Genomic DNA, 24,757 nt, shown 5'->3' with positions numbered 1-24,757 from the left:
CTGAAACGAGAGAAACGAGGTGTCGTTATGATCACCTGCCATCAGTCGGACTTTATCGAAATTGCCTGCATGTACCGGATTCCGGTCGCGCTGCACTGGCCGGACGGGCGGATGTTGGAGGGGGTGCCATTGGATACCGGTTATGACGATCAGCGCCGGGAGACGCTGCGAATGCGGCTGGCGGATCGGGGGGAGCAGTGGGTGGTGATTGACGGCGCCTGTGAGATGGTCGCTCTGGAACCGAACCCGCATTTCGAGCGGGTTCGGTTCGGGAGTAGCTAGCGCCAGCGATCAGCGGCTCAGGTAATCCGCATGGAACTTCAGATGCTCTTCAATGAAGCTGGCAATGAAGTAGTAGCTGTGGTCGTAGCCCTCATGGCGCCTCAGTTCCAGCGGGTATTCCCGGGCCTTGGCCGCCGCATCCAGCGCTTCCGGCTTGAGTTGCTCGGCCAGGAAATTGTCGGCCTCGCCCTGGTCCACCAGCGCCGGAACCGTCTGCTCCGCGTCGCGCATCAGAACGCTGGCATCGTATTCCCGCCAGCGTTGCACGTCTGTGCCCAGGTAAGCTGAGAACGCCTTTTGCCCCCAGGGGCAGTTTACCGGGTTGCTGATCGGGCTGAACGCCGAGACCGAGCAATAGCGCTCGGGATTGCGCAGGGCAATCATCAGGGCCCCGTGGCCGCCCATGGAGTGCCCGGAAATGGCGCGCTGCTGGCTAACCGGGAAGGTGGCTTCAATCAGCTCCGGCAACTCGTTCACGATGTAATCGTACATCCGGTAGTGGCGGTTCCATGGGGCTTCGGTGGCATTCACGTAAAAGCCCGCGCCTTTACCCAGGTCGTAGGCCTCGTCATCGGCCACGTTGTCGCCGCGGGGGCTGGTGTCCGGGGCGACGATGGCAATGCCCAGTTCGGCGGCAGCCCGTTGTGCACCGGCTTTCTGCATGAAGTTTTCATCGGTACAAGTCAGGCCGGACAGCCAGTACAGCACGGGCACTTTCTGGTTGCCGGAAGCCTGGGGTGGCAGGTAGATGGCAAAACGCATGTCGCAATTGAGCGTCTCAGAGCGATGGCTATATTGCTTGTGCCAGCCGCCAAAGCTCTTGTTGCAGCTCAGGTTTTCGATGTTCATTCCATGATTCTCCAAGGTGATACAAATATCCGCCCCGGAGCCCGAAAATGGCCCCGGGGCGGTGACGACTTACTTGTCGAAATGGATGACAGAGCGAATGCTCTTGCCTTCGTGCATCAGGTCAAACGCCTTGTTGATGTCTTCCAGGCCCATGGTGTGGGTAATGAAGTCGTTCAGCTTGAACTCGCCATTCATATAACGCTCAACAATGCCGGGCAGCTCGGAGCGGCCTTTTACACCGCCAAACGCGGAGCCTTTCCAGACCCGGCCAGTCACCAGCTGGAACGGACGGGTAGAGATTTCCTGGCCGGCACCGGCCACACCAATGATGATCGATTCGCCCCAGCCCTTGTGGCAGCACTCGAGCGCCGACCGCATTACATCCACATTACCGATACACTCGAAGGAGTAGTCCACGCCGCCGTCAGTCAGTTCCACAATCACTTCCTGAATCGGCTTGTCGTAGTCCTTCGGGTTGATGCAGTCGGTAGCCCCTAACTGGCGGGCCAGCTCGAACTTGCTTTCGTTAATGTCGATGGCAATGATGCGGCTGGCCTTGGCCATGGTGGCACCGATGATGGCCGACAGCCCGATACCGCCCAGGCCAAAGATGGCCACGGTAGCACCCTCTTCAACTTTTGCGGTATTCATCACCGCACCCATGCCGGTGGTGACGCCACAGCCCAGCAGACAGATTTCTTCCAGCGGGGCTTCCTTGTTCACTTTCGCCAGGGAGATTTCTGGCAATACGGTGTATTCGGAGAAGGTGGAGCAGCCCATGTAGTGGTGAATCGGCTGGCCGTCTTTGTAGAAGCGGGTGGTGCCATCCGGCATCAGGCCCTTGCCCTGGGTTTCCCGAACCGCCTGGCACAGGTTGGTTTTGCCAGAGGTGCAGAACTTGCACTTGCCACATTCGGCGGTGTACAGAGGAATCACGTGGTCGCCTACTTCAACGCTGGTAACCCCTTCGCCAACCTGCTCGACAATGCCGCCGCCTTCGTGGCCGAGAATCGCCGGAAAAATGCCCTCGGGATCATCGCCGGACAGAGTAAACGCATCGGTGTGGCACACGCCGGTAGCGACAATGCGCACCAGCACCTCGCCCGCCTTAGGCGGCATCACATCGACTTCTTCAATAGAAAGAGGCTGGCCGGGGCCCCAGGCAATGGCGGCTTTGGATTTGATCATGTCAGTCATAGTCAGTGTCCTGTGTCTGGTGTGTTCAGAGGGGCGGCACGAATATCGCTCGATATGAAAACATTGTAGCTGGCATTTTCCATGTAATAATCAGGCTAATAGTAAAATCAATTTTTCTGTACAGGAATAATTGCCATGTTTCAGTGGGAAGGGGTCAGCGAATTCGTGGCGGTAGTGGAGGCCGGGGGCTTCACCGCTGCTGCCAAGCGACTGGGGATTTCGACGGCCCAGGTGAGCCGTCAGGTAAGCGCCCTGGAAACGCGGTTATCGGCGAAACTGCTCTACCGAACCACCCGGCGGGTGTCGGTAACAGAGCTTGGCAACACCTACTACCAGCGGTGCAGGCAACTGCTGGATGGGCTGGAAGAGGCCGAGCGCACCATCACCAATTTGCAGAATACACCCACCGGGCGGCTGAAAATGACCGCGCCGGTCACCTACGGAGAGCGCACCATCGCGCCGTTGGTGAACCGGTTTCTGGTGCGCTATCCGGAGTTGTCCGTCACCCTGCATCTGACCAACCAGAAGCTGGATCTGGTTGAAGAGGGCTATGACCTGGCGATCCGGCTGGGCAAGCTGGGCGACTCCAGCATGATGGCGAAACGCCTGGCTACCCGCACACAGTACGTGTGTGCGTCGCCCGCTTACCTGCAGACCTATGGCGAACCCCACTCTTTGTCAGAGCTGGATCAGCATCATTGTCTGCCGGGCACCCTGGACTACTGGCGCTTTCAGGAAGCCGGGACCGTTCGCAACATCAAGGTGAAAGGTCGTCTGGCCTGCAACAGCGGGCCGGCGCTGGTGGATGCCGCGCTGCGTGGTATCGGCATCGTGCAGCTGCCGGACTACTACGTGCTGCCCTACATCGAATCCGGCCAGCTGGTGTCGTTGCTGGAACACCTGCGAGAGCCGGATGATGGCATCTGGGCGCTGTACCCCCACAACCGCCATCTGTCGCCGAAGGTACGCATGTTGATGGATTATCTGGATGACGCCTTGCAGCAGGAGCTGGCTGGCAATCGCCGGGGTTGAGCAAAGCTCCGGCAGGCCTGTTCAGGGCTGCTTGCATTTTTGCGGTTCGGGCCGATTATTAGTTATCAGAGAACAATCTTTGCTCAGATGCGAGGGCTTTCATGGATTTCAAAGACTATTACGCCGTGCTCGGTGTGAGTGAGTCGGCCGCGCCGGAAGACATCAAAAAGGCTTACCGCAAACTCGCGCGCAAATACCATCCGGATGTCAGCAAGGAAGAAGACGCCAGCGACAAGTTCAAGGATGTAGGTGAAGCCTATGAAGTGCTCAAAGACCCGGAAAAGCGCGCGGAATACGACCAGTTACGAAAATATGGTGCGCAGGCAGACGGCTCATTCCAGCCACCACCCGGCTGGCAGAGCGCCTCCGGATTTGGTGGTGGCGGCTATACAGACGCCGATGCCCGGCAGTTCAGTGACTTTTTTGAAGAGATCTTCGGCGGTGGTCGCCGGGGTGGCTTCGGTGGCGGTTTCCAACATTCCATGCGGATGCGTGGTGAAGATGTTCACGCCCGGCTCGCACTGTTTCTGGAAGAGGCCTTCAACGGGTGCGAAAAGCAGGTAACCTTTACCGTTCATGAGCCTGATGCCCAGGGCCGTATGCGGGCTCGCCAGAAAACGCTAAAGGTGAAAATCCCTGCCGGAATGCGGGAAGGCCAGCATATCCGCCTGAAAGGCCAGGGCGCTCCGGGGGCAGGCGGTGGTGAACCAGGCGATCTGTTTATCGAAGTGGGGTTTGCGCCTCACCCGCATTTTGTCACCGAAGGTCGGGACATTCTGGTGACGGTGCCGGTAGCGCCCTGGGAAGCCGCGTTAGGTGCTTCCATTACGGTACCAACGGTCGGCGGTAAAGTGAAAGTCAAAGTGCCCAAAGGCGCGACCAGCGGCCAGAAGCTGCGGCTAAAGGGTAAGGGCTTTCCGGGCAAACACCCGGGCGATCAGATCGTGATACTGCAGGTGGCCATGCCAGAGGCGCATTCAGCGGAAGCGGAAAAGCTCTACCAGCAATTGGCCGAGCTGGAGCATGGCTTTAATCCGCGTAGCAAACTGCATGTGTGAGTGGGGGGAACTATGGCGAATAAAAAACAAACCCTGACTGTGGAAGTGCTGGAGGCCGATGGCAGCCGTTTCACTCTGCGGGAGATCTGCGAGCGGGGCGATTGTCACGCCGAGTTTGTGATCAAGCTGGTGAGTTACGGCGTGATTGAGCCTGTGAACGAGAGCCCGGAAGTTCGTCAGTGGCAGTTTGATGCGATCGCCCTCAACCGGTTGCACAAAGCCCTTCGGTTGCAGCGGGATCTCAAACTCAATCTGCCCGGCCTGGCGATGTCGCTGGACCTGTTGGATGAAGTGCAGGACATGCGTCGGGAAATGGCCCGGCTAAACCAGCGTATTCGCCAGTTGGCCGGGGATCTCTGATTCAATCGAAAGCTACACGGCGAACCGCGCAACCCGGGACTGCAGGCCACCACCGAGCGACGCAAGCTCCGTACTTGCGGTTGAGACCTGCTCCGTAGACGAAGCGGTTGTATCGCTGACATCCCGGATGCGGGTGAGGTTCTGGTTGATGTCTTCTGCCACTGCGCTTTGCTGCTCTGCGGCGGCAGCAATCTGAAGGTTCAGGCAATCTCGCGGGCGTTTCCGTCAATTTGATGGATCAGATCCCGCAGGTTGTCGATCATACGGCCGAGGGCGTTCAGCAATAAACCGGATTCATCTTTTCGGCTACTGGTCAGCTCATCCCTCAGGTCGCCTTCCGCTACTTTCTGGGCGGCTTTAACGGCATCGCGAATTGGTCTCACGATCAACCGGGTCAGGAACCAGGCGAGCAGGGCGCCCAGCAAAATAGAAACCAGAGTCGCGATTGCAATGGCTAGAGTGGCGAGTTGGCGATCCCCCGTCATGCGTGACACCTGATCCGTCTGGAGCTGGCTGGTTGCGGCTACGCCCGAATTTGCAGACGCTTCCATCCGGCCTTCCAGCGTTCGCGATGTCGCCATCAGGTCAGCAGCATTCTGCAGAGCTGCTCCGTAGCCCTGGAACAATTCTGTTACCTGTCGTTGTTCGAACAGGGATAGGGACGAAGCTTCTATGGACGCAGTGGTTCGCTTCAGGCGATCCATGAATGCTTGCAAGGTTTCCGGCGCACCTGTTACCAGGAAGTCCCGTTCGTCTCTTTGCATCTGGGCGAACATGGCGGGCGCAAGCTGTAGGCGCGATTCATTACTCAGGTGTGCTGCCAGTATCTGCTCTTCCAGTGCAAGGGCATCCCGGGACTGGCCCAGGTCTTCCAAGGTAACCACCACGTCTTGCAGAAGGCCGCTGTACTTTCGAGCCTCGCTCTGAATCTCCGCCACCAGAGCTTGGCCAGCTTTCGGAAGGGTGGTCAGAAGTTCTTCAGAGACGGAATGAATACTATCCAGTTCACCCTGAGCCCGTGCAATGGCCTCGGGGTTTTGGTGCAGAAGAAAGTTCTTTTCTTCTGTCCTTGCCGCCAGGAACCCTGCCTGAAGTTTGCTTGTCAGGGCGACCGTGCGGGCGCTCTCGCCATAGCGTTCCAGCGCGAGCCCCCCAATCAGGCCTGTTGTGACTGACAGAGCGATCAGGAGTGAGAAGCCGACAGCCATTTTTTGACCGATGGACAACGACAGGCGGCCGAGCGCCCGGGAAATCAGCGACATGGTGCAGGTTCCTTGATTTTTGTTAGGTATAAAATTATATAAGTAAAAATAGCTATAAAGTAGCCTTGTCTGCGCCTTTCTCTCTGATTTCGTTTGCTAATTTTTTTGCTGCCGCCTGTATCTGCCACAGGTGGGTGTTTTTATGTCTTGTGGTTACAAAATTATGCTGGACAAGGTGATTATTTGGGATTATTTTCCCATTTATAAGTTTGGGATAAAAATCCCAATCCTTGTTTGGGTGCGTCTAATGCGTGCCGATAGACCCGATAAGTGGAGAATAGTGATGAAACAGAAAGCTCTCTCAAAGGCGATTCAGCTAGTGGTTACAGGTGCTCTGGTGAGTGGCCTGGCGGCGTGTGGCGGTTCAGGGTCGGGCTCTGACAGTAGCGCGGCGGTGTCAAAGGATGGTGCCAGTGTTGGTGCGGTTACCGGTTTCGGCAGCGTGTACGTGAACGGCACGCACTTCAATACCAACAACGCCGTGATCAGGGGCGCGGACGGTATCGAGCGTGAAAGCCAACTCGAGAAGGGCATGATTCTTAAAGTTGAGGGCACCTGGGGTGACGACCGCGAAGGCGTGGCGAACGTCATCTATTACGACGACACGCTCAGAGGCCCGATTGACGCGGTAAGCAGCCCCTGGAATCCGGCGGTAAAAGAAGGCGCTCTGGTGATCGCCGGTCAGACCGTTCATTTGAACAGCCGCACTGTTTTTAAAGGCAAGTCGCCCGAGCGGCTGGCTGCGGATGACCTTGTTCGGGTAAGTGGCTGGAGACTTCCGGATCACAGCTTCCAGGCGAGTTTTGTGGGTATTATCGGTCAGGAGTCTGCAGGTACGTTCAAAACTGTTGAAGTAGAGGGCGTGGTGACGGCGGTCAGTGAAATCGATAGTTCGTTCGAGCTGAACAACAACCTGACCGTCGTGTTTGACAGCGCAACTTTTGAGGATGGCACTGCAAACGACCTGAAAGTCGGTGCCCGGGTCGATGTAGAGGGGCGGCTGGCAGCCATTCAAGGCAACCGTACCCTGACGGCGGGCCATATTGATTTCGAGTCGGATCTGTTTGACGGCGTTGAGGATGTTGAGCTGTCCGGTGCGGTTACCGGTGCCTATTCCGGGCAGACCGGAAGCTTTCAGGTCAACGGAGTTGACGTTGCTGTCGATAGCAACACGGAGTTCGATGACCTTAGCCTTGCTGACCTGGTAGAGGGTGTGGAAATAGAAGTGGAAGGCGAATACCGCAACGGCGTTCTGGTGGCCGAGGACATTGAACTGCTTGAGGCCAATGCGGAACTGAAAGGCCGCATCCAGGCAACGGTGGAAAGCGAAGTGCTGACGGTCAGCGGTGTCCGCGTTCAGCTAAGCAACCGCACTCTCATTGAAGATGATGATCTTGAGGATGATCAGGAGTACCTGACGCTGCGTACTGAGGATCTTAACAGCCTGAACATTGGAAACTGTGTTGAAATCGAAGGCCGTGTATCTGTAGATGGCAGCAGCCTGATGGCTTACCACGTTGAACGTGAAGACGCAGACGACTGCGATGACGGCTTTGAGCTGGAAGGAAGGGTGTCGGCCGTTGCGGCGGACTTCTCATCCATCAGCCTGATGGGGCTTACCCTGGTACGTGCGGACGGCGGTCTCTTCGATGGTTATCAGGTGGGTGATCAGGTTGAAGTGGAGTACACCAAAAGCAACGGTGGCGAATACCTGATTTCCGACATCGACAACGACGGGCAGGACGACTGATTTGTCGCTCTGTGCCAGCAGCTCCTGAGGGAGTTGCTGGTAACCCGGTATTGATGGGAATACAATCCCAAAGATGAACAAGGCTCCCTTCTCACCGCTGAACCAGGCACTGCTGCGTATTCTTCGCCCTCTGGCGAGGTTGCTGCTGCGCAATGGAATTCCTTATGGCGAGTTCACGGAGCTGGTTAAGCGCGCCTACGTTGAGGCCGCATTTGAAGACTTTTCCGACGGCCGCCGAAGAACCACCGACTCCAAAGCTGCGGTTTTGACCGGCCTCACCCGCAAAGAAGTAAAGCGCCAACGAGAAATTCTCGCAGGCCAGACCCTCAGTAGTAAGCCGTCGGCAAACACCAACCGGGCTTCCCGGGTGGTATCCGGCTGGGTACACGATGCCCGTTATCACGGCAACGATGGCCAGCCTGCACGACTACCCTTTGAAGGAGAGCGCAGCTTTACCAGCCTGGTGCGCCAGTACAGCGGTGATATGCCGCCCCGGTCGGTACTGGATGAGCTGATCCGGGTGGGTGTGGTGTTCAGCGATGAAGCCGATGGTTATCTGATCCTGAAAAAAAGGGCCTACGTGCCTGCCGGAGACAGTGATGAAATGCTGGCGATCTTCGGTGAAGACGTAGCCGACCTTATCCGAACCATTGACCACAATCTTACCGGCCTCAAGCAGGACCACCAACCGCTATTCCAGCGCACCCTTACCTATAACAACATTCCGGTGTCAGTTATTGAACAGTGGCGTGCGCTGGCGGCGGATCGCTCGCAGCAATTGCTGGAGCACCTGGACGACTGGCTGGGCCCTCACGATCAGGATGTTTCCGGAACCGGAGACCGCACCCCCGCCGTGCGTACCGGCGTGAGTATTTTCTATTTTGAAGAATCCCCGGCCGGGCAGGCAGGCAGTTCTGCGCCGGAAACGACTGACAGGAGTGAACCATGACCCGGAAACACGCCGGAATTCTGCTTTCTACAGGTGTTGCTTGTCTCACCGGTATTTTGTCGGCCTGTGGTGGCGCTGGTGCCCAGATTGCCGATGGCGGAATTCGGGGAACCGGCTCCAGCGTCGGGCCGGTATCCGGGTTTGGCAGTGTGTTTGTTAACGGCATCGAATTCTTCACCGATGGCATCCAGAACCGGCAGGTAATCAGCAACGATGGTATTGCCACCGAGGGTGACCTCGACAAGGGGATGATACTGCGGGTTGAAGGCAACTGGGACGACAGCCTGACCGGCGAAGCCCGTGAGCTGATCTATGATGACACTTTCCGGGGACCGATTGACCGTGTAGCAACCGGAGCGGATAGCGGCAGCCAGTTTACGATGTTCGGCCAGACCATTCGCTTTGATCGGCGCACCGTCATGCGCCTTGGCAACAACACCTCGCTGGAGCAGGTTGTGGCCACAGGTGGCCATGTCAGAGTCAGCGCCTGGCGCACCGGCGAGGGCTATCGGGCCAGTTACGTAGGAGTGCTGGATGCGTTGCCCAATGGCTGGGTTGAGCTTGAAGGTGTTGCCGGATCGCTTACACAGGGAGAGTTCAGTATCAGCGGGCAGCGCATTGTATTGTCTGATAACGCCGACTATTTCGACTCGCTGGATGACGATGAGCTTGCGGGCAAACGGATTGAGGTAGAGGGCGAACTGAGGGCAGACGGTGTTTTGCTGGCGCGCACTCTTCGCCTGAGTGATGACGAGCGCCGTTTCCTCGACCGTGAAGACGGTGAGGTTGAAATTTCGGGTCCGATCAGCGAATTACAGATTGCAGAAAACAGCTTCCGGGTTAACGGGCTCTTGGTTCGTTACAGCAGCGAGACGGAATTTGACGACTTTGTTGAGGCGGATCTGTCCAGCGGCGTGCTGATCGAGGTGGAGGGTGAATTCCGCAATGGCGTTCTGATCGCCGGGGAAATGGAGCTGCTTGAAGACGATGCCGAACTGGAGGCCCGAGTTGAAAGTATTGATCTGGCGAGCGGTATGCTGAAGGTTGGCGGTGTCGCTGTACATATCAACGATGGGCGAACCCTGATCGACTTCGACGGTGACTGGCAGACGGTGCTCGCCGTTGGCAGTTTCCTTGAGATTGAAGGTCGCGAGCGCGCCGATAGCCAGGGCAACATCTTTATCGAAGCGGTGTCGCTGGACATTGACGATGCCGACCAAGATGAGAGCTTCCATGCCCGTGGCAAGTTCACCCGGGACAACCTTGAGGGGCAGGTACTTTCGATACTTGGGGCCCGGATCCGGATAACGGATGAAGATGATCTGGACGAACTGCAGGCGTGTGATGGCGATGCGGTAAAAGTGAAGTACCGGAGTTCCGGTACAGGCGGATATACGGCAACGGAAGTGGAGTGTAAGGACTGACTAGCGCATGAACCACCTGGCCCACACCTTCCTCGCACCGGACTCTGCCGGAGCGAGGGTAGGCAGCATACTTGGCGACTTCACCAGGGGCGTCGACTGGGCAGATTTGCCCGGGCCCGTGCTGGAAGGCGTTCGCCATCATCTTGCTGTGGACACCTTCACCGACCAGCATCCGCAGGTACTGGCCAGTAAAACACTGTTCTCACGGCAGCGGCGGCGTTTTGCCGGAGTTGCTCTGGATATCCTTTACGATCATTTCCTGCTACGGCACTGGTGCCGCTTTGCCGAATGTGACCGGGCTGAGTTTGTGGCGCGGGTGTATCGCGAGTTGGAGGAAAATGAGGGCGTGATGCCTCAGACCATGGTTCGGGTTACCCGGCACATGGTGACTCACGACTGGTTTGGTGCTTATGAAAACCTGGACAACATCGGCCAGGCACTGGATCGTGTTGCCGGGCGCATCCGGTTTCCCAACCGGTTCACCGGCATCATCCACGAAATCCGCGATCATGAACCGGAGCTGGAGGAGAATTTTCTGGCATTCTTCCCTGAGCTTCAGCAATTCGCCAGACAATACCCAACAACCTCAGCGCAGCCATAAGTTAAACGGCAGGCGCATATTCCACAAAGGAGCCAAGCATGGGCGAAGCCAAACGACGCAAACAAACCGGCGCCCCGTCGCCAAAAACCAGGCAGGGCCGAAAGCCTCTGATCATTGTCGGTGCGCTGGTGGTTGGCGTGGCGCTTGTTGCAGGCCTCTACTTCGCCACCCAGCCGCCGGGCACCGGATCGGATAGCCTGCCGGTCGCTGCGCCCGATGCGGAACCTTTTCCGGCCGTGCTCGACCAGTATGGCGTCTCGGTGGGGCCAGAGGACGCTCCGGTGGTGGTGCGAGAATTCGCCGACTACCAGTGCCCGGCCTGCGCCAGCTTCGCCGAAGCCAGCAAACGCCTGAAAGACGATTATGTCAGCTCGGGCCAGGTTCGCTTCGTTTACTTCGACCTGCCCCTGAGAATGCACGCTAACGCCATGCCAGCTGCCCAGGCCGCCCGTTGCGCGGGTGACCAGAACCAGTACTGGGCCATGCATGAAAAGCTCTACGCATCGCAGAGCGACTGGAGTGGTTCTAACAACCCGACCGCCACCTTCACCCGCTACGCCAACGACCTGGGCCTGGAAGAACGCCGTTTCCGGCGCTGCATGGACACCGAGTTGCACAAAGAAGCCGTTGAGCAAAGCCTGCAAGTGGCCGTGCAGCTGCGCGTGACCAGCACACCCACGGTACTGGTAGACAACATTCCGCTCACCCGCCCGGGCTGGGGGCAGCTCTCGGCGGTGGTAGAGAGGGAGCTCAAGAAGGAAGGCAATTGACCACTTGCACCCATCGCCCAGTTGGTTAAACTTTGCGCCCTCACGGGACACTAGTCCGTGATATTCATCAATTCATGCTCCGGATTTACGATCCGGCCCGCAGGAGAAAACCATGAGCAACGACGTTGTTGTCTGCGCGCTCTACAAGTTCGCAGTGTTGAATGATTACAAAGACCTCCGCCAGCCACTGCTGAGCCTGATGCTCGACAAAGGTGTACACGGCACCCTGCTGTTGGCCCGGGAAGGCATTAACGGCACCATCGCTGGCAACCGGCAAGGCATAGACGCCGTCAAAGCCTGGATTGGCAGCGACGAGCGCTTTAACGGCATTGACTACAAAGAATCTTACGTTGATATCCAGCCCTTCAAACGCACTAAGGTCAAACTCAAGAAAGAAATCGTCACCATGGGCGTGGAAGGCATCGACCCCAAACGGGTGGTGGGCACGTACGTAGAGCCCAAAGAGTGGAACGACCTGATTTCAGATCCGGACGTTATCCTGGTGGATACGCGCAACCAGTACGAAGTCGAAATTGGCACCTTCAAAAACGCCGTTAACCCGGCCACCGACACCTTCCGCGAGTTCCCGGAGTACGTAAAACAGAACCTGGACCCGCAGAAACACAAAAAAGTAGCCATGTTCTGCACCGGCGGTATCCGCTGCGAAAAATCCACCGCCTACCTGAAAGAACAGGGCTTTGAAGAGGTGTATCACCTGAAGGGTGGGATTCTTAAATACCTGGAAGACGTACCTAAAGAGCAAAGCTTGTGGAAAGGTGAATGTTTCGTATTTGATGATCGTGTCACGGTTAATCACAATCTTGAACGGGGTGATTATGACCAGTGCCATGCTTGCCGCCGCCCGATCACCGAAGACGACAAGCTACGCCCCGAATACGAACAGGGTGTGAGCTGCCATCAGTGTATCGAGTCACTGACGGAAGAACAGAAAGCCCGCTTCAAAGAGCGCGAACGTCAAATGCGCCTGGCCGAACAACGGGGCGAAGCCCACGTAGGTGGCGAAGCAGCCCGAATTATTGCCGAGCGGAAAGCGCGCAAGCAGGCAGAGCGCGAGCGCCAGGCGCAAAAAAGTCTGGAGGGCGAGCGCATCCGTCGATCGGCGTCATCGTAAGATTAAACCGAACCAAGGAGGCAGTATGTTGATCAGGAAGCCGCTCGTTATCGCTTGCCTGGCCTTGGCACCCATGGTGCAGGCTCAAGCAAATGAAAGCTGGGAAGGCGAGGCAGAGTTGGGCGTGTTGATGACCTCAGGCAACACCGACGAAACCAAGGCAAACGGCCGCCTGGGCCTGATCAACGAACAGGAATTCTGGCGCAACAGTGGTGAGTTCAGCACCAAGTACACCGAAGCTGATGACGAAACCACCGCTGAAGAGTACAGGGCCGAATTGGCAACCAACTACAAGTTCGATGAACAGCAGTACTGGTTCTTGCGCGGTAACTGGGAAGACGACCGCTTCTCGGGCTACGAGTTTGAATCCTCAGTTACCACTGGTTATGGAAACCGGGTTTGGCGATCAGGAAAGCGCTCCTTTCTCGACCTCTCTGCAGGTGCGGGTTATCGCTACAACAAACGCATGGACGTTGATCCGGATACCGGGCGAGACGTGGAAGAAGATGCCATTGCCCGCCTCGCTGCGCAATTCGATTATGGTTTGTCTGAAAACTCTCTGTTCCGGCAGAAGCTGAGCACTGAAATGGGGTTGGATGACAATAACACGGTCTCCCGGTCAGAAACCTCGCTGCAAAGCTCCATCATGAACAATCTGTCCATGAAGGTCGCGTATCGGGTCAAGCACGTATCGGATGCGCCTGATGATTCAGAAAGCACCGACACCGAATTGGCGGTATCACTGCTCTACGGCTTCTAAGTGGATCTAACCGTGGCTGATAGAAAAGGGGCGGAGGGTTATAAGACTCTCTGCCCCTTTTGCGTTTAACCCTGAGCTTCAACTTAAACGTTGTTTCGCAACCCCAGCTCATCCGGGTAAGGGGTGAGATACTTCTGTGAGTGCAGATAGTCCACCGGCTCTTTGCGCTGAGCCAGGCGTAGCAGCGTCATGGGCACAATCAGCGGAATTTCACCGCGCCGGTATGCCTCGATCTGCTCCAGCAGCACGGTTTTCTCCTCGCCAGACATGCCGTCTTTCAGAAAACCCAGCAAATGCTGCATGGCATTCACATGGGAACCCCGCTTAACACGCTGGGTCATGGCTTCCATGAACTGGGTGATGTAGCGGTTGGCAATGGTTTCCAACGGTTCGGATTTCAAGTCGCCGAGCATCGGCCCGAGCTGCCGGTAAATCTTTTCGGAGTGCGCCAGCAGTGTAAACTTGTGGCGGGTATGAAAGTCGATCAACGCTTGCTTGTTCAGGTTGTCGCCCGCCACATTCTGCATCCAGTCATCGTAAGCAAAAACCCGCTCGATGAAGTTCTCCCGCAGCATGTCGTCGTGCAGCCGGCCTTCTTCTTCCACCGGCATCAGGGGGTAAGCCTCCATCAGCGCGGCGGCAAACATGCCCCGGCCATCCCGGTTCATGAACTGGCCCTCGGCATTGTGAACCTTGATGCGCTCCATACCACAACTGGGCGACTTGGCCATCAGGATGTAACCACGCAACCCGGCCAAGCCCGGCAGAACACCATCAATGAAAGCCTGCATCTCCGCGGTATGATCGGCCCGGCCTTTGGTTTCGATCAACCTCATGCCGTCGGGGTATTCGCGCAAATGAATGGCAGGGCGGGGCACGCCTAACCCGGCTTCAAGTTCCGGGCAGATCGAGCGGAAATCGAAATATCGGGCCAGCACCTGAGTGCAGTAACGGGAGTGCTTGTGCCCGCCGTCGTGACGAACCTCTTTGCCCAACAGGCAGGTACTGATGCCAACAGGAATACCGCTCACCAAAGCCTCCAATCCAGAAACGTCTTACCAAAGCGATTACGTGAACTCAGTCTAAACCGATCAGCAGAGGATAGCTAAGATTGCGGCGGGGCCGGGGAGTTCTGTTGTTCCTTGCGCTTGTGCCGGGCTGCCAGCGCGGTGGCATAAATCCCTCGTACATCCCGGGCAAACTGATCAATGGCGTAGTCGGCGGCAAACCGACGGGCCTTGGCAGAAAGATCCGCACGCAGGCTGTCCTGTTCCAGTAACTGACGCGCCCGGTCTGTCCAGCGGGCCTGATTCTCTGGCGTTTTGAAACCATTCTGGCCATCGCGCACCACATCCTCAATGCCACTGGCCCGCACCGCCACCACTGGCAACCCGGCCGACATGGCTTCCAGAATCACCATGCCCTGGGTTTCCGATTTGGATGCAAACAAAAACGCATCCCCCAGGTTATACCAGAGCGCCATGTCTTCGGGTTGTACCGCGCCCACCAGGCTGAAGCAATCACCAAGCCCGAGGCTGTCGATCTTCTGTTGCAGGCGTTCCCGTTGGTGGCCATCACCAATCATCAGGAACCGGAAGGGGATATGGGTTTCCTGGCGCAACCGGTGAATGGCTTCGATCATGAAATCGATGTTCTTCTCGTTTGACAGACGGGCGACGCTGATGAACACCTTTTCGTTGGTTAACCCGAGTTTACGGCGTAGCGCTTGAAGGTCGGCATCAGAAACAACCTGAAAACGCTCGTACTCAATACCGGTGGGTTGCACGACCGTGGGTGTGGTCACCCCGATCATGCGCAGGTACTCCTCGGTGGAGTAGGTGGGCACGATGACGCCGTCGCAGCGGTTGGCGAAGCGTTTGATCAGCCAGTGAGAAATCAGGTTGCGGAACAGCATGCCCGGCAAAGGCACAAAATGCGCGTAGTGTTCCAGGCGGGTGTGATAGGTGTAGATGGCGGGAACGCCCAACCGGCGGGCCAGAAACAGGCCCAGGCTGCCGAGCCAGAACGGGTGGTGCAGGTGAATGACATCGGGTTTGAATGCCCGCACCCGTTTACGAATACTGGCGAGAAAAATATTGGCGAGACGAAACTCGCGCTTTTCCCCCATGGCCAGCAACGAGGGTACCCGAACCACCGCATCTTCCTGATCCGGCTGGTTTTGGTAGCGCGGCGCCACAACCAGCGTGTGGTCGCCCAGACTGGTCAGCCCCCGGCGCAGGCGTTCAATGGAAATGGGCACGCCGCCAATGAAGGGCAGGTAGTTGTTGGTGAACATTGCCACCCGCAAAGGTTTATTCAGCCAGGGCGTTGGATCCAGGTCGTAATCCGGGTAGTAGTTCTTGCCGATGAAAATCACCTGGTACAGCTTGATGGCAAGGGCGGCAAACACGGAGACCAGCAGAATAAAGTTCATAAAGCCGGTATAGAACAGCGAATAAATGAAAAACCACAGGCTTTCCAAACGCTTCCAGACAGGGTGCTGGCCCACTTCCAGGCGTTTCATGGTGTGCGCCACCTCGCCATCGGGTGACACGCTTACTTCCAGGTAGTGATAAAAACTGGTGTCGGTGTTCAGTACCAGGCCGCCGGCGCCACCGGTGGTAACGTATGGTGTGCCGTCGATGGCCTGCTGATCAAACAGAGAAAGATTGCTGGAAATAACCAGGTCAACTTCCTGTTCGTTTACCAGGGCCATCAGTTCGTCGCGAAACTCGACGGGTTGAAGAAAATCCTCATCGTCGGCGAACATCGTGGGCGTTTTTGGTGCAACGGGTGGGTGGCTAATAAACAGAATGTGGGCATTGCTGGTGTCGTGAGCAAGAAGGTCTCTCAGCCAGCGAATCTGCCAGCGCCAGGGCGTTTTGCCGGTACTGTCGAGAAAAATCAGACGGGTGTTACCCGCGCGCACCGTGTAGAAATGCGGCCCGAAGTGGTCATAGAACCGAAAACTGCCAAAATTCTGGTATTCGTGGGGGCCGAAAGTGAGCAGGTAGGGCATATCCAGATGGCTCAGGGTGCCGTACAGTGCCCGGTACTTGTCCTCCCCGCCGCTGCTGACAGCATTGCCTGCCGACACCAGAAAGTCCAGATCTGCCTGATTGAGTTCAGGAATAAACCGCCGCTCGAAAATACCCACCGAATTATTGATGTTACCCACCACGGCAAAACGGATGCCCGACCCCGGGGGAGTGCGCTGGTGTATGCGCTCCACCTGGTCACTGTGCAGGGCCTCGAAATCTTGCTTGAAGAAATTCAGGTACACCTTGTAGCCCACCAGGGCCACCACAATCGCCAGGCAAAGATAAAACAGCAGTTTGAGTGGGTTACGGCGGATCATGTTCGACTCCGGTGGCGTTTGATCAGCTCTCTCTGCATCACCAGCAGGCCAATGATCATTCCCAGGTAAATAGTGAGAAAGCGCCAGGCAATGGTGACCAGTACCAGATGATTGCCCGACAGAGTAGCCTGGAAAAAACTGCCGAAGACCCCCTCGGAAATGCCGGAAGCACCGGGCGTGGGCGAGAAATACATGATGAACGTGGTAATCACCAGCAGCCCGACCGTAGTCAGATAGTCCACGGAATAACCCAGGCTGTGGATTAGCAGTGCCGGAAAGCTGAACAGGCTGAGCAGAAACAGTGCAGTGAACAACACCGACAGCAGAATATCCCGTGGCCGACCTTGCAGGTACTCCCGGAAACAACGGGAAAACCGGAGGGCTTCCCGGCGCAGCCGGAACTGCCAGTGTCTATGCCGTTGCTCAGTGAGCAGGTGAGTTTTTTGCAGCACCGATAACAGGGCATCCAGCGGCAGAATCAGCCACCGGGTTTTCAGCAGCAGAATGGTAAAAAAACCCAGGTAAAGCCCCACAAATACCGCCAGGGCCATTCCGATACCGGATGACCAGAGGCTCCCGTCCAGGGCGTCGAGCGTTAACAGGAATACCGGAGTGAGTGAGAAGATGAACGCCACCGCCAGCAGGGTACGGATAGTGGTGGCCGCTGTTGCCCGCGCCAGAGGCACGCCATGGCTGGTGAGATACCAGATTTGGGCAAAGCCGCCACCGGTTGCCATGGGCGTGACGTTGGAGAAAAACAGGTTGATAAAAACCAGCCGCATCATTTGAACCAGCGGTAACCGATGCCCGAGAGCTCGCAACGTAAAGTGCAGGCGCAGTCCATCGGCGAGAAAATAGATCGTCAGCAGTGCCAAAACTGAGGCCAGTACAGAGGGAGAGAGAAGTCGATCATCGAAGCTGAAGCTGCGGCCCGCAAATTTGTCGTACACTGCGTACAGGCCAGCGGCTGTCATCGCCAAGAACAGCAGCGTGAAGGCGGTGAGCCTTTGCCAGGAAGTCCGTTTCTGGTAACCGCTGTCTGTGCTTTGTGTCATGCCCCACCTTTCATGGTCAGGGCGAGAAGTGTAACGCAGCCGTGCAGGTGCTTGTCCAGAGAGTGCAATTACAAGCCGTTCAGCAAAAACTGCTGATCAATGCCCGTAAACCATCATAGTGGTGTCGGTAATCGCAAAATCCGTGAACTGCACGGTACCAATACTGGTGCCGCCCACTTTGAATACCGGCATGTCGATATCAGCCCGAAACTCGACATCGTGTATCGACAGTCCGTTCTTGCCAGACCCGGCGCTGGTGCCGCGGGACAGCTTAGCGGTGGCATTCGCCATACCGAAATGACCGAGGGTGTCGGCGCCCCGACGGTTGTGAATTTGCAGCCCTTCAATGCCCACAGCCGCAAAGTTGAACAACAGGATGACGTCGGCGGCGTCCCAGTTCAGACGGCCATTGGTAATCTCGAAATGAGTGTCCAGTTGCAGCTCCGAGCCCGATACGCTGTTGCCGTTGGCCAGAGTGCGCATAGCGCTGCCGCCATTGCGGATAACCAGGTCGGTAGGGCCAAGATTTCCTTGCAGCAGTACGTTAGAGAATAAGGTGGCCGAACCGCCGCTGCCACGGCTGGTGATGCTATCCACCGATAACTCGAAATCCACCGCTCCCAGGTAATCGTTCAGGCTGGTGGGATCGCCGGTATCCACCGCGCCCAGGTGAATCACCAGGTCGCCCTTGTTGAACTGTTTGCCGAACTCACCGGCCACTGAATAGTTGGCCAGGGCATTCGCCACATCCGGGTTGCTGGTGTCCAGTAGCCCGGCATTGGCCCGCCGCGCAATCTCCGAAAAGCCATGCTCCAGCACTTCGTCCTGACCGGCGATGTCGATGGTGAGTTTCAGGTTATCCAGTACGGAATCATTTTTGCCCGACAGTCGCAGGCCATTCACCGCCAGAATGCCCTCATCCGTCCAGGAGAACTGGTCAATGGAGAGTTTGGTTTCCAGTTCTACGGTAACGCCACCCTGGCCGGTAACGCCAGCGAGAGCGGCATCGTTCAGGGGGTGAATCTCGGCGTTGGCGAAGGGTGTCAGAAGGGGAGAGAGCAGCCCGCAAAGAATACAGGGTGACTGGTTACGCAGCGTTGACAACAGCATAGGGGCCCCGGTTGGTTCGACAGGTTGTTGTTATTGATTCAAACCGAAGGCCAAAGGCCATCGGTGGGCCGCAGGGACAGCCTAACCAGGACTGCGGTGCTGAAAAGTTACACAGCGTTACATTAGCGCCGTGGGTGCAGTGCGTCTGTGCGCCTGGTCACAAGTTAGCGCATCGTGCGCCCCCCCTTGAATTTACGCTCTTCGCACCCATGTTAGACACCCTGAATTTCGCAAAACAGGGAACCATCATGCCCAAGCATTTCGAACAGGCCCCGGGCCTTCACCACGCTCCCGTGCCGGAAACCGAAGGGTACGTATTCAACCAGACCATGATGCGTATCAAAGATCCGGAGCGCTCCCTGGACTTCTATACCCGGGTACTGGGCATGCGCCTGGTGCGCAAACTGGATTTCCCGGAAATGGAATTTACCCTGTATTTCCTCGGGTACCTGGATGACAAACAGGCCCAGTCTGTGCCCAGCGATGACGGCCACCGCACCACCTACACCTTTGGCCGCGAAGCCATGCTGGAGCTTACCCACAACTGGGGAACCGAGAACGATCCCGAGTTTGCGTACCACAACGGCAACGACCAGCCCCAAGGCTTTGGCCATATCGGCATTGCAGTACCGGATGTTTATGCGGCCTGTGAGCGCTTCCAGAAACTGGATGTGGACTTCGTGAAAAAACCGGATGACGGCAAGATGAAGGGCCTGGCTTTCATCAAAGATCCGGACGGCTACTGGATCGAAATCCTGCAACCAAACATGCTGGAAAAACAACGCAAGGACAGCTGAGAGTTGTCCTGAACACGGGAGTCAGCCGTCCTGGCTGGCGCCCGATGCCTTGCCGTAGCGCGAGGCGACAATCACCGCCACGGTGAGAATGCAGGCCCCGGCCAGGCCAATGGGCCCGAGTTTCTCCTCCAGGATCAGCCACGCCAACAGCGCCACAAACAGCGGCTCCAGCGTTACGATAATGCTGGACAGCGTCGCCGGGGTGCTTTGCATCGCCTTGAAGTAGCAAAGATAGCCAATGCAGGTAGGCACCACTCCGATGTAGGCCACCATCAGCCAGTGCTTCAGGGTCATGGACTGAACCCCGGCCCAGCCGCCAGTGGCCAGGGCAACCGGCAACAACAGCATAGCGGCGGTCAGAAAACACCAGAACGCTGTAGTAAAGACCGGTGTGCCTGCGGAGTTGTACCGGCTGGTGAGGGTAAATCCGGTATAAACCGCGGCCGCCAGCAGCGCCATCAGAATGCCCGCCACTCGCAGTGTGCCAGCGGTGTCCATATCGCTGATCACCAGCAACAGAGTACCCGCAATCGCGGCGAGGCCCGCCAGTATCGTGGGCAGGCTGGGTTTTTCACCGAGCAGTGGCGATGCCAGAATAGCCACCAGAACCGGTGGCAAACACAGGGAAATCAGTGTGGCAATGCCCGCTCCGGTGAGATCCACCGACACCAGGTAACTGCCCTGATACAACGCCTGAAATGCCCCAAGCGCCAGCAAAGGAATAAAGGCCTGTCTGCCCGGCGTGGTGGCTGGAATGCTCTCGCCAGACCTTATCGCTTTGGCCTTGATGTAACGCTGTTCACGGTGCATCAGTAACCAGAAAAACGGCAGGGCCACCAGCAAGCGCAGAAAACCGAGCGTAATCGGGGCAAGACCCGAACCCGCAAACAGAAACTTGGCCACAATGGCCGTGGTCGCCCAGAGCATGGCGGCAAACGCGATTAACAAAGCACCTTGAAGCATGGGCCGCACCCGGTTGAGAACATCAAACCGGTAAGCCTAACAATTTACGGGGAAAAAGCGATACAACGGAGGGCGAAGGTCGCCGAAGGGAAGGGCAGCCAGGCTGCCCCTTTAAAGCGGCTTACTTGATGGCCAGACGGGATGAGTTCTTTTCAACCGTGCGGGCGCCAATGCCCTTCACCTGTGCAAGCGATTCCACCGATGCAAACGGGCCATTGGCCTCGCGATAGGCCACAATCGCCTCGGCTTTACTCTCACCGATACCAGACAAAGATGCCAGCGTGGCAACGTCTGCGGTATTGATATTGATGGTTGGCGGCTCGTTGGCAAATGCGACGGAGCCTGTCATCAGGCTAAACAGCAGAACCAGTGTGGCAAACAAGGATGTGGATTTCATCGGATAACTCCTGAGTGTAATAACGTTGTTATAAACAGTCAGGCGTGACAACCGGTGCGGTTGCTGAGAATGGAAACTGCGAAAACGATGGGAACTTCGAAGGGTTGATGATCATGCACGGAACGGGACGACAGTCCGTGTTGTCCCAAGATTCCGTGGCTGACCCCAGCCTGATCCATCAGGCACGCATCCTCCTGAGCGTTTCATCCTTGCCTTCATCCCTGCCGCCCTGATCCTTCGGGCAACTCCTGAATCCGTGGAGTTTTCTTCCATGAGCCAACGTCCGTGCTGGCTGCCATCCCTGACGATTCACAGAATAGCACCTGAGAAAGTTTCTCAAATAGGAGAATGGCTTCGGGTGGTGTGAGATATCTCTCACAAGGGTGTGCGATTTTCGGTTAATCCACACTCACTATGAGTGGGTGGGCTTTTCCATGATGATTTTTGCGGGCTGCCCGGCGTGCACCAGGAGAGAGCGTCCTATTTTTGATAGGCACCAGCATGAAGCCTCAGGGAAACTGAGATTGAGTCTGAGTGCCTCGTGCTTTTATTCAAGTGTTTGTTTTACAAGCGAATGTCATGCCTTTGGAACGGCGGGTGCTATGTGCTGTTTACGTTGACGACCCAAAACCAACGAAAAGGACGCACAAACATGAGCATCAACAAACACGTGAAACTGGGCCTCTCTGCATTGGCGCTGTCGGTCTCACTAGGCTCTATCAATACAGCGGTTGCCACCGAAGACTCCATTAAAGTAGGCATTCTCCATTCCCTGTCCGGCACCATGGCCATCAGTGAGACCGCACTGAAAGACACCATGCTGATGCTGATCGAAAAGCAGAACCAGGCCGGTGGCGTGCTTGGCCGACAGCTGGAGCCGGTGGTGGTGGATCCAGCGTCCAACTGGCCGCTGTTCGCGGAGAAAGCCCGCGAGTTGCTGGAGAAAGAAAAGGTCGACGTTATCTTCGGTAACTGGACCTCGGTGTCCCGTAAATCCGTTCTGCCGGTGGTAGAGGAACTGAACGGCCTGCTGTTCTACCCGGTTCAGTACGAGGGCGAGGAATCCTCTGAAAACGTGTTCTACACCGGTGCGGCGCCCAACCAGCAGGCGATTCCTGCGGTGGATTACCTGATGAACGACCTGGGTGTTGAACGCTGGGTTCTGGCGGGCACCGATTACGTTTACCCTCGCACCACCAACAAGATTCTGGAAACCTATCTGAAAGACAAAGGTGTGGCCGCTGGCGACATCATGATCAACTACACGCCTTTCGGCCACTCTGACTGGCAGACCATCGTGTCTGACATCAAAAAGTTCGGCAGCGCCGGCAAGAAGACTGCCGTGGTTTCCACCATCAACGGCGACGCCAACGTGCCCTTCTACCGTGAACTGGGCAACCAGGGCATTTCCGCCACCGACATTCCCGTGGTTGCGTTCTCCGTGGGTGAGCAGGAACTCTCCGGCATCGACACCGCTCCGCTGGTTGGCCACCTGGCTGCCTGGAACTACTTCATGAGCGTGGATAACGACGCCAACTACGACTTCATCGATGCCTGGGTTGCCTACAAGGGCGACGATGCCGCCGTCACCAACGACCCGATGGAAGCCCACTACATCGGTTTCAACCTGTACGTGGAAGCGGTGAAGAAAGCCGGCACCACCGACGTGGATGAAGTGAAAGACGCCATCATCGGCGTGAGCGTCCCTAACCTCACCGGCGGCTACGCCACCATGATGCCGAACCACCACATCACCAAACCGGTGCTGATTGGCGAGATCCAGGACAACGGCCAGTTCTCCGTGGTTTGGGAAACCCCGTCTACCGTGGCTGGCGATGCCTGGTCTGACTTCCTGCCAGGTTCCAAGGGCCTGATCAGTGACTGGCGAGCGCCTCTGCGCTGCGGCAACTTCAACGTGGTCACCGGCAAGTGCGGTGGTGGCTCGGCTGACGTGGCCTCCAACTAAGCTCCAACCGGGCACAGTCGGGCAGGTCAGAGCCTGCCCGGCACCGCTCCCGAATTCCCAAGCTAACAGGAATGAATCATGAGCATTCACCGATTGCTCGCCAGGATGGTATTGGCTGTCTGTCTGGCCCTAGGGGCCACACTGGCGAATGCCCAGGCGCAGACGAATGCGCCCGAAGCGCTGCTGAAACGGCTCGTAGAAGCCGGGCAAGCTGAAAAAACCGACTTACTCAAAGCCCTCTCCGAAACCGGCGATGAACGCGCCCGGGGCTGGCTGGAAGCCGTTCGCGACGGCAAACTCGCGATGATTGAAGACACCGGTGCCCTGGTGATCGTGGTTAACAACCGGGGCCGTGACTGGCAGATCGCCGACGCCCTGACCGGCGAAGACCTGGGTGAAATGTCGCGCCGGGATCTGCAAAGCCTGCGGGTGAACAATGCCCTGCGGGCCGACATCGAGGGCATCCTCTCGGTGATCGACCTGACCGTGGCCGACCCAGGCCAACGCCTCGATGCCGCGCGCAATCTGCTGGGTGAAGTGAATGAAGCGCTGGCCACTCAGCTCCAGGCCCGTTTGCAGGTGGAAGACAACGGCCAGGTGCGTGACATGCTCACCAATGCCCTGGCCATTTACCAGGTGGAGCAGGGCGATGTTGAGGCGGTAGCCACTTTGTCTGGCAGCCTGAACCCGACCGTGCGTGCCGCCCTGAATAATGCTGTGAACAGCGATGACCCCGCGCTGGCGGCGGCGGCCGAAAAAGCCCTGGCCAGCATTGAACAGAAACTGAAACTCAACCGCGCTGCCGAGACCCTGTATTTTGGCCTGTCCCTCGGCTCGGTACTGGTGCTGGCCGCCATTGGCCTGGCCATCACCTTTGGTGTGATGGGCGTGATCAACATGGCCCATGGCGAGCTGATCATGCTCGGGGCCTACACCACCTGGGGCATGCAGCAGCTGTTCCCGGGCCAGCCCGGCCTGGCCCTGATCCTGTCCATCCCGGCCGGTTTCCTGGTGGCGGCGCTGGCGGGCATCGCCATCGAGCGCAGCGTTATCCAGTACCTGAAGGGCCGTCCGCTGGAAACCCTGCTGGCCACCTTCGGCATCAGCCTGATTCTTCAGCAACTGGTGCGTACCGTGATTTCCCCCCTCAACCGCACCGTGGTCACGCCCGAGTGGATGAGCGGCTCAATCATGGTGAACGAGGCGTTGTCGCTCACCCTGAATCGCCTGTACGTGATCGGCTTTGCCCTGGTGGTATTCGCCGGGCTGATGCTGATCATGCGCAAGACCCGCCTGGGGCTGGAAGTCCGTGCTGTTACCCAGAACCGGGCCATGGCCCGCTCCATGGGCATCAAAGCCACCAAAGTGGACATCATGACCTTCGCCCTGGGCTCCGGCGTGGCCGGGCTGGCGGGCGTGGCCCTGTCGCAGATCACCAACGTCGGCCCCAACCTGGGCCAGAACTACATCATCGATTCGTTCATGGTGGTGGTGTTCGGTGGCGTGGGCAACCTGTGGGGCACCCTCATTGCCGGGCTTTCCCTGGGCACCATCAACCAGCTGCTGGAACCCTGGGCGGGGGCGGTCCTCGCCAAAATCATGGTGCTGGTGCTGATCATCCTGTTCATTCAAAAGCGGCCACGCGGGCTATTCCCGCAGAAAGGCCGTGCGGCGGAGGGCTGAGT

24 protein-coding genes are annotated in these 24,757 nt (G+C 57.3%); 14 read left to right on the top strand and 10 right to left on the bottom strand.

The genetic code is table 11. The annotated features are described in order from the left end of the window. The first annotated feature begins 27 nt into the window (after window positions 1-27). On the top strand, window positions 28-282 hold the full coding sequence (locus tag C7H09_RS09755) for a Rho-binding antiterminator (protein WP_106762333.1): 255 nt from the start codon (window positions 28-30) through the stop codon (window positions 280-282). A gap of 9 nt (window positions 283-291) precedes the next feature. On the opposite strand, the gene fghA is transcribed toward C7H09_RS09755, so the two are convergent. Both fghA and C7H09_RS09745 read right to left on the bottom strand, forming a co-directional pair. Then, the gene (fghA, locus tag C7H09_RS09750; RefSeq protein ID WP_106762332.1) at window positions 292-1,131 is read right to left on the bottom strand and encodes an S-formylglutathione hydrolase; all 840 of its coding nucleotides are present in this window, start codon (window positions 1,129-1,131) and stop codon (window positions 292-294) included. Window positions 1,132-1,200: 69 nt separating this feature from the next. Further along, a complete protein-coding gene (locus C7H09_RS09745; protein ID WP_240616558.1) occupies window positions 1,201-2,319 on the bottom strand; it encodes an S-(hydroxymethyl)glutathione dehydrogenase/class III alcohol dehydrogenase in 1,119 nt (372 codons plus the stop codon). A gap of 144 nt (window positions 2,320-2,463) precedes the next feature. On the opposite strand from C7H09_RS09745, the gene C7H09_RS09740 reads away from it, so the two are divergent. From C7H09_RS09740 to C7H09_RS09730, 3 genes are all read left to right on the top strand, one after another. Continuing rightward, window positions 2,464-3,360: a LysR substrate-binding domain-containing protein gene (locus tag C7H09_RS09740; protein WP_106762330.1), complete on the top strand. Its 897-nt coding sequence runs from the start codon at window positions 2,464-2,466 to the stop codon at window positions 3,358-3,360. A 101-nt stretch (window positions 3,361-3,461) separates the two neighbouring features. Continuing rightward, window positions 3,462-4,418 (top strand): DnaJ C-terminal domain-containing protein, encoded by a 957-nt coding sequence (locus tag C7H09_RS09735; RefSeq protein WP_106762329.1) that lies wholly within the window; start codon window positions 3,462-3,464, stop codon window positions 4,416-4,418. 12 nt (window positions 4,419-4,430) lie between these two features. Further along, the gene (locus C7H09_RS09730) at window positions 4,431-4,778 is read left to right on the top strand and encodes a chaperone modulator CbpM (RefSeq protein WP_106762328.1); all 348 of its coding nucleotides are present in this window, start codon (window positions 4,431-4,433) and stop codon (window positions 4,776-4,778) included. A 12-nt stretch (window positions 4,779-4,790) separates the two neighbouring features. Here C7H09_RS09730 and C7H09_RS19880 read toward each other — a convergent pair whose 3' ends face one another. Beyond that, window positions 4,791-4,940: a hypothetical protein gene (locus C7H09_RS19880; protein ID WP_165794812.1), complete on the bottom strand. Its 150-nt coding sequence runs from the start codon at window positions 4,938-4,940 to the stop codon at window positions 4,791-4,793. A 38-nt stretch (window positions 4,941-4,978) separates the two neighbouring features. Further along, window positions 4,979-6,040, bottom strand: coding sequence for a HAMP domain-containing protein (locus C7H09_RS20405; protein WP_106762327.1), 1,062 nt, complete (start codon window positions 6,038-6,040; stop codon window positions 4,979-4,981). A 283-nt stretch (window positions 6,041-6,323) separates the two neighbouring features. Between C7H09_RS20405 and C7H09_RS09720 the strand changes: the two genes are divergently transcribed. From C7H09_RS09720 to C7H09_RS09690, 7 genes are all read left to right on the top strand, one after another. Then, a complete protein-coding gene (locus C7H09_RS09720) occupies window positions 6,324-7,790 on the top strand; it encodes a DUF5666 domain-containing protein (RefSeq protein WP_106762326.1) in 1,467 nt (488 codons plus the stop codon). Between the two features lie 73 nt (window positions 7,791-7,863). After that, the gene (locus C7H09_RS09715; RefSeq protein WP_106762325.1) at window positions 7,864-8,739 is read left to right on the top strand and encodes a DUF6502 family protein; all 876 of its coding nucleotides are present in this window, start codon (window positions 7,864-7,866) and stop codon (window positions 8,737-8,739) included. Next, a complete protein-coding gene (locus C7H09_RS09710) occupies window positions 8,736-10,163 on the top strand; it encodes a DUF5666 domain-containing protein (RefSeq protein ID WP_106762324.1) in 1,428 nt (475 codons plus the stop codon). The genes C7H09_RS09715 and C7H09_RS09710 overlap by 4 nt, the downstream gene beginning before the upstream one ends. 7 nt (window positions 10,164-10,170) lie before the next feature. After that, on the top strand, window positions 10,171-10,764 hold the full coding sequence (locus tag C7H09_RS09705; protein WP_106762323.1) for an acyl carrier protein phosphodiesterase: 594 nt from the start codon (window positions 10,171-10,173) through the stop codon (window positions 10,762-10,764). Between the two features lie 38 nt (window positions 10,765-10,802). Beyond that, on the top strand, window positions 10,803-11,534 hold the full coding sequence (locus C7H09_RS09700; RefSeq protein WP_106762322.1) for a DsbA family protein: 732 nt from the start codon (window positions 10,803-10,805) through the stop codon (window positions 11,532-11,534). A gap of 112 nt (window positions 11,535-11,646) precedes the next feature. After that, on the top strand, window positions 11,647-12,666 hold the full coding sequence (gene trhO / locus C7H09_RS09695; RefSeq protein ID WP_106762321.1) for an oxygen-dependent tRNA uridine(34) hydroxylase TrhO: 1,020 nt from the start codon (window positions 11,647-11,649) through the stop codon (window positions 12,664-12,666). 25 nt (window positions 12,667-12,691) lie between these two features. Beyond that, window positions 12,692-13,426, top strand: a complete 735-nt coding sequence (locus C7H09_RS09690; protein ID WP_106762320.1) for a DUF481 domain-containing protein — start codon at window positions 12,692-12,694, stop codon at window positions 13,424-13,426. Window positions 13,427-13,509: 83 nt separating this feature from the next. Here the strand turns inward: C7H09_RS09690 and C7H09_RS09685 are convergent, their stop codons facing one another. The 4 genes from C7H09_RS09685 to C7H09_RS09670 all read right to left on the bottom strand — a co-directional run bounded on the left by C7H09_RS09685 (window position 13,510) and on the right by C7H09_RS09670 (window position 18,949). Beyond that, on the bottom strand, window positions 13,510-14,457 hold the full coding sequence (locus C7H09_RS09685; protein WP_106762502.1) for a YbgA family protein: 948 nt from the start codon (window positions 14,455-14,457) through the stop codon (window positions 13,510-13,512). Window positions 14,458-14,531: 74 nt separating this feature from the next. Beyond that, the gene (locus C7H09_RS09680) at window positions 14,532-16,784 is read right to left on the bottom strand and encodes a glycosyltransferase (RefSeq protein WP_106762319.1); all 2,253 of its coding nucleotides are present in this window, start codon (window positions 16,782-16,784) and stop codon (window positions 14,532-14,534) included. Further along, entirely contained in the window at window positions 16,781-17,839 is a 1,059-nt protein-coding gene (locus C7H09_RS09675; RefSeq protein WP_106762318.1) for a lysylphosphatidylglycerol synthase transmembrane domain-containing protein, read from the bottom strand. The genes C7H09_RS09680 and C7H09_RS09675 overlap by 4 nt, the downstream gene beginning before the upstream one ends. Before the next feature lie 96 nt (window positions 17,840-17,935). Further along, window positions 17,936-18,949, bottom strand: a complete 1,014-nt coding sequence (locus tag C7H09_RS09670) for a DUF6160 family protein (RefSeq protein ID WP_240616550.1) — start codon at window positions 18,947-18,949, stop codon at window positions 17,936-17,938. Between the two features lie 248 nt (window positions 18,950-19,197). On the opposite strand from C7H09_RS09670, the gene gloA reads away from it, so the two are divergent. Further along, window positions 19,198-19,746 carry a lactoylglutathione lyase gene (gene gloA / locus C7H09_RS09665; RefSeq protein WP_106762317.1) on the top strand — a complete coding sequence of 183 codons (549 nt, stop codon included), beginning with the start codon at window positions 19,198-19,200 and terminating at the stop codon, window positions 19,744-19,746. Between the two features lie 21 nt (window positions 19,747-19,767). Here gloA and C7H09_RS09660 read toward each other — a convergent pair whose 3' ends face one another. Both C7H09_RS09660 and C7H09_RS09655 read right to left on the bottom strand, forming a co-directional pair. After that, entirely contained in the window at window positions 19,768-20,709 is a 942-nt protein-coding gene (locus tag C7H09_RS09660; protein ID WP_106762316.1) for a DMT family transporter, read from the bottom strand. Between the two features lie 121 nt (window positions 20,710-20,830). After that, entirely contained in the window at window positions 20,831-21,106 is a 276-nt protein-coding gene (locus C7H09_RS09655; protein WP_106762315.1) for a ComEA family DNA-binding protein, read from the bottom strand. 652 nt (window positions 21,107-21,758) lie between these two features. Here C7H09_RS09655 and urtA point away from each other — a divergent pair. Further along, window positions 21,759-23,072, top strand: a complete 1,314-nt coding sequence (urtA, locus tag C7H09_RS09650; protein WP_106762314.1) for an urea ABC transporter substrate-binding protein — start codon at window positions 21,759-21,761, stop codon at window positions 23,070-23,072. A 78-nt stretch (window positions 23,073-23,150) separates the two neighbouring features. Then, window positions 23,151-24,755 (top strand): urea ABC transporter permease subunit UrtB, encoded by a 1,605-nt coding sequence (urtB, locus tag C7H09_RS09645; RefSeq protein WP_106762313.1) that lies wholly within the window; start codon window positions 23,151-23,153, stop codon window positions 24,753-24,755. The last annotated feature ends 2 nt before the right edge of the window (window positions 24,756-24,757 follow it).

This window comes from Marinobacter fuscus (assembly GCF_003007675.1).
Classification (GTDB): domain Bacteria; phylum Pseudomonadota; class Gammaproteobacteria; order Pseudomonadales; family Oleiphilaceae; genus Marinobacter; species Marinobacter fuscus.
This window is presented reverse-complemented; position numbering and strand designations above follow the sequence as displayed.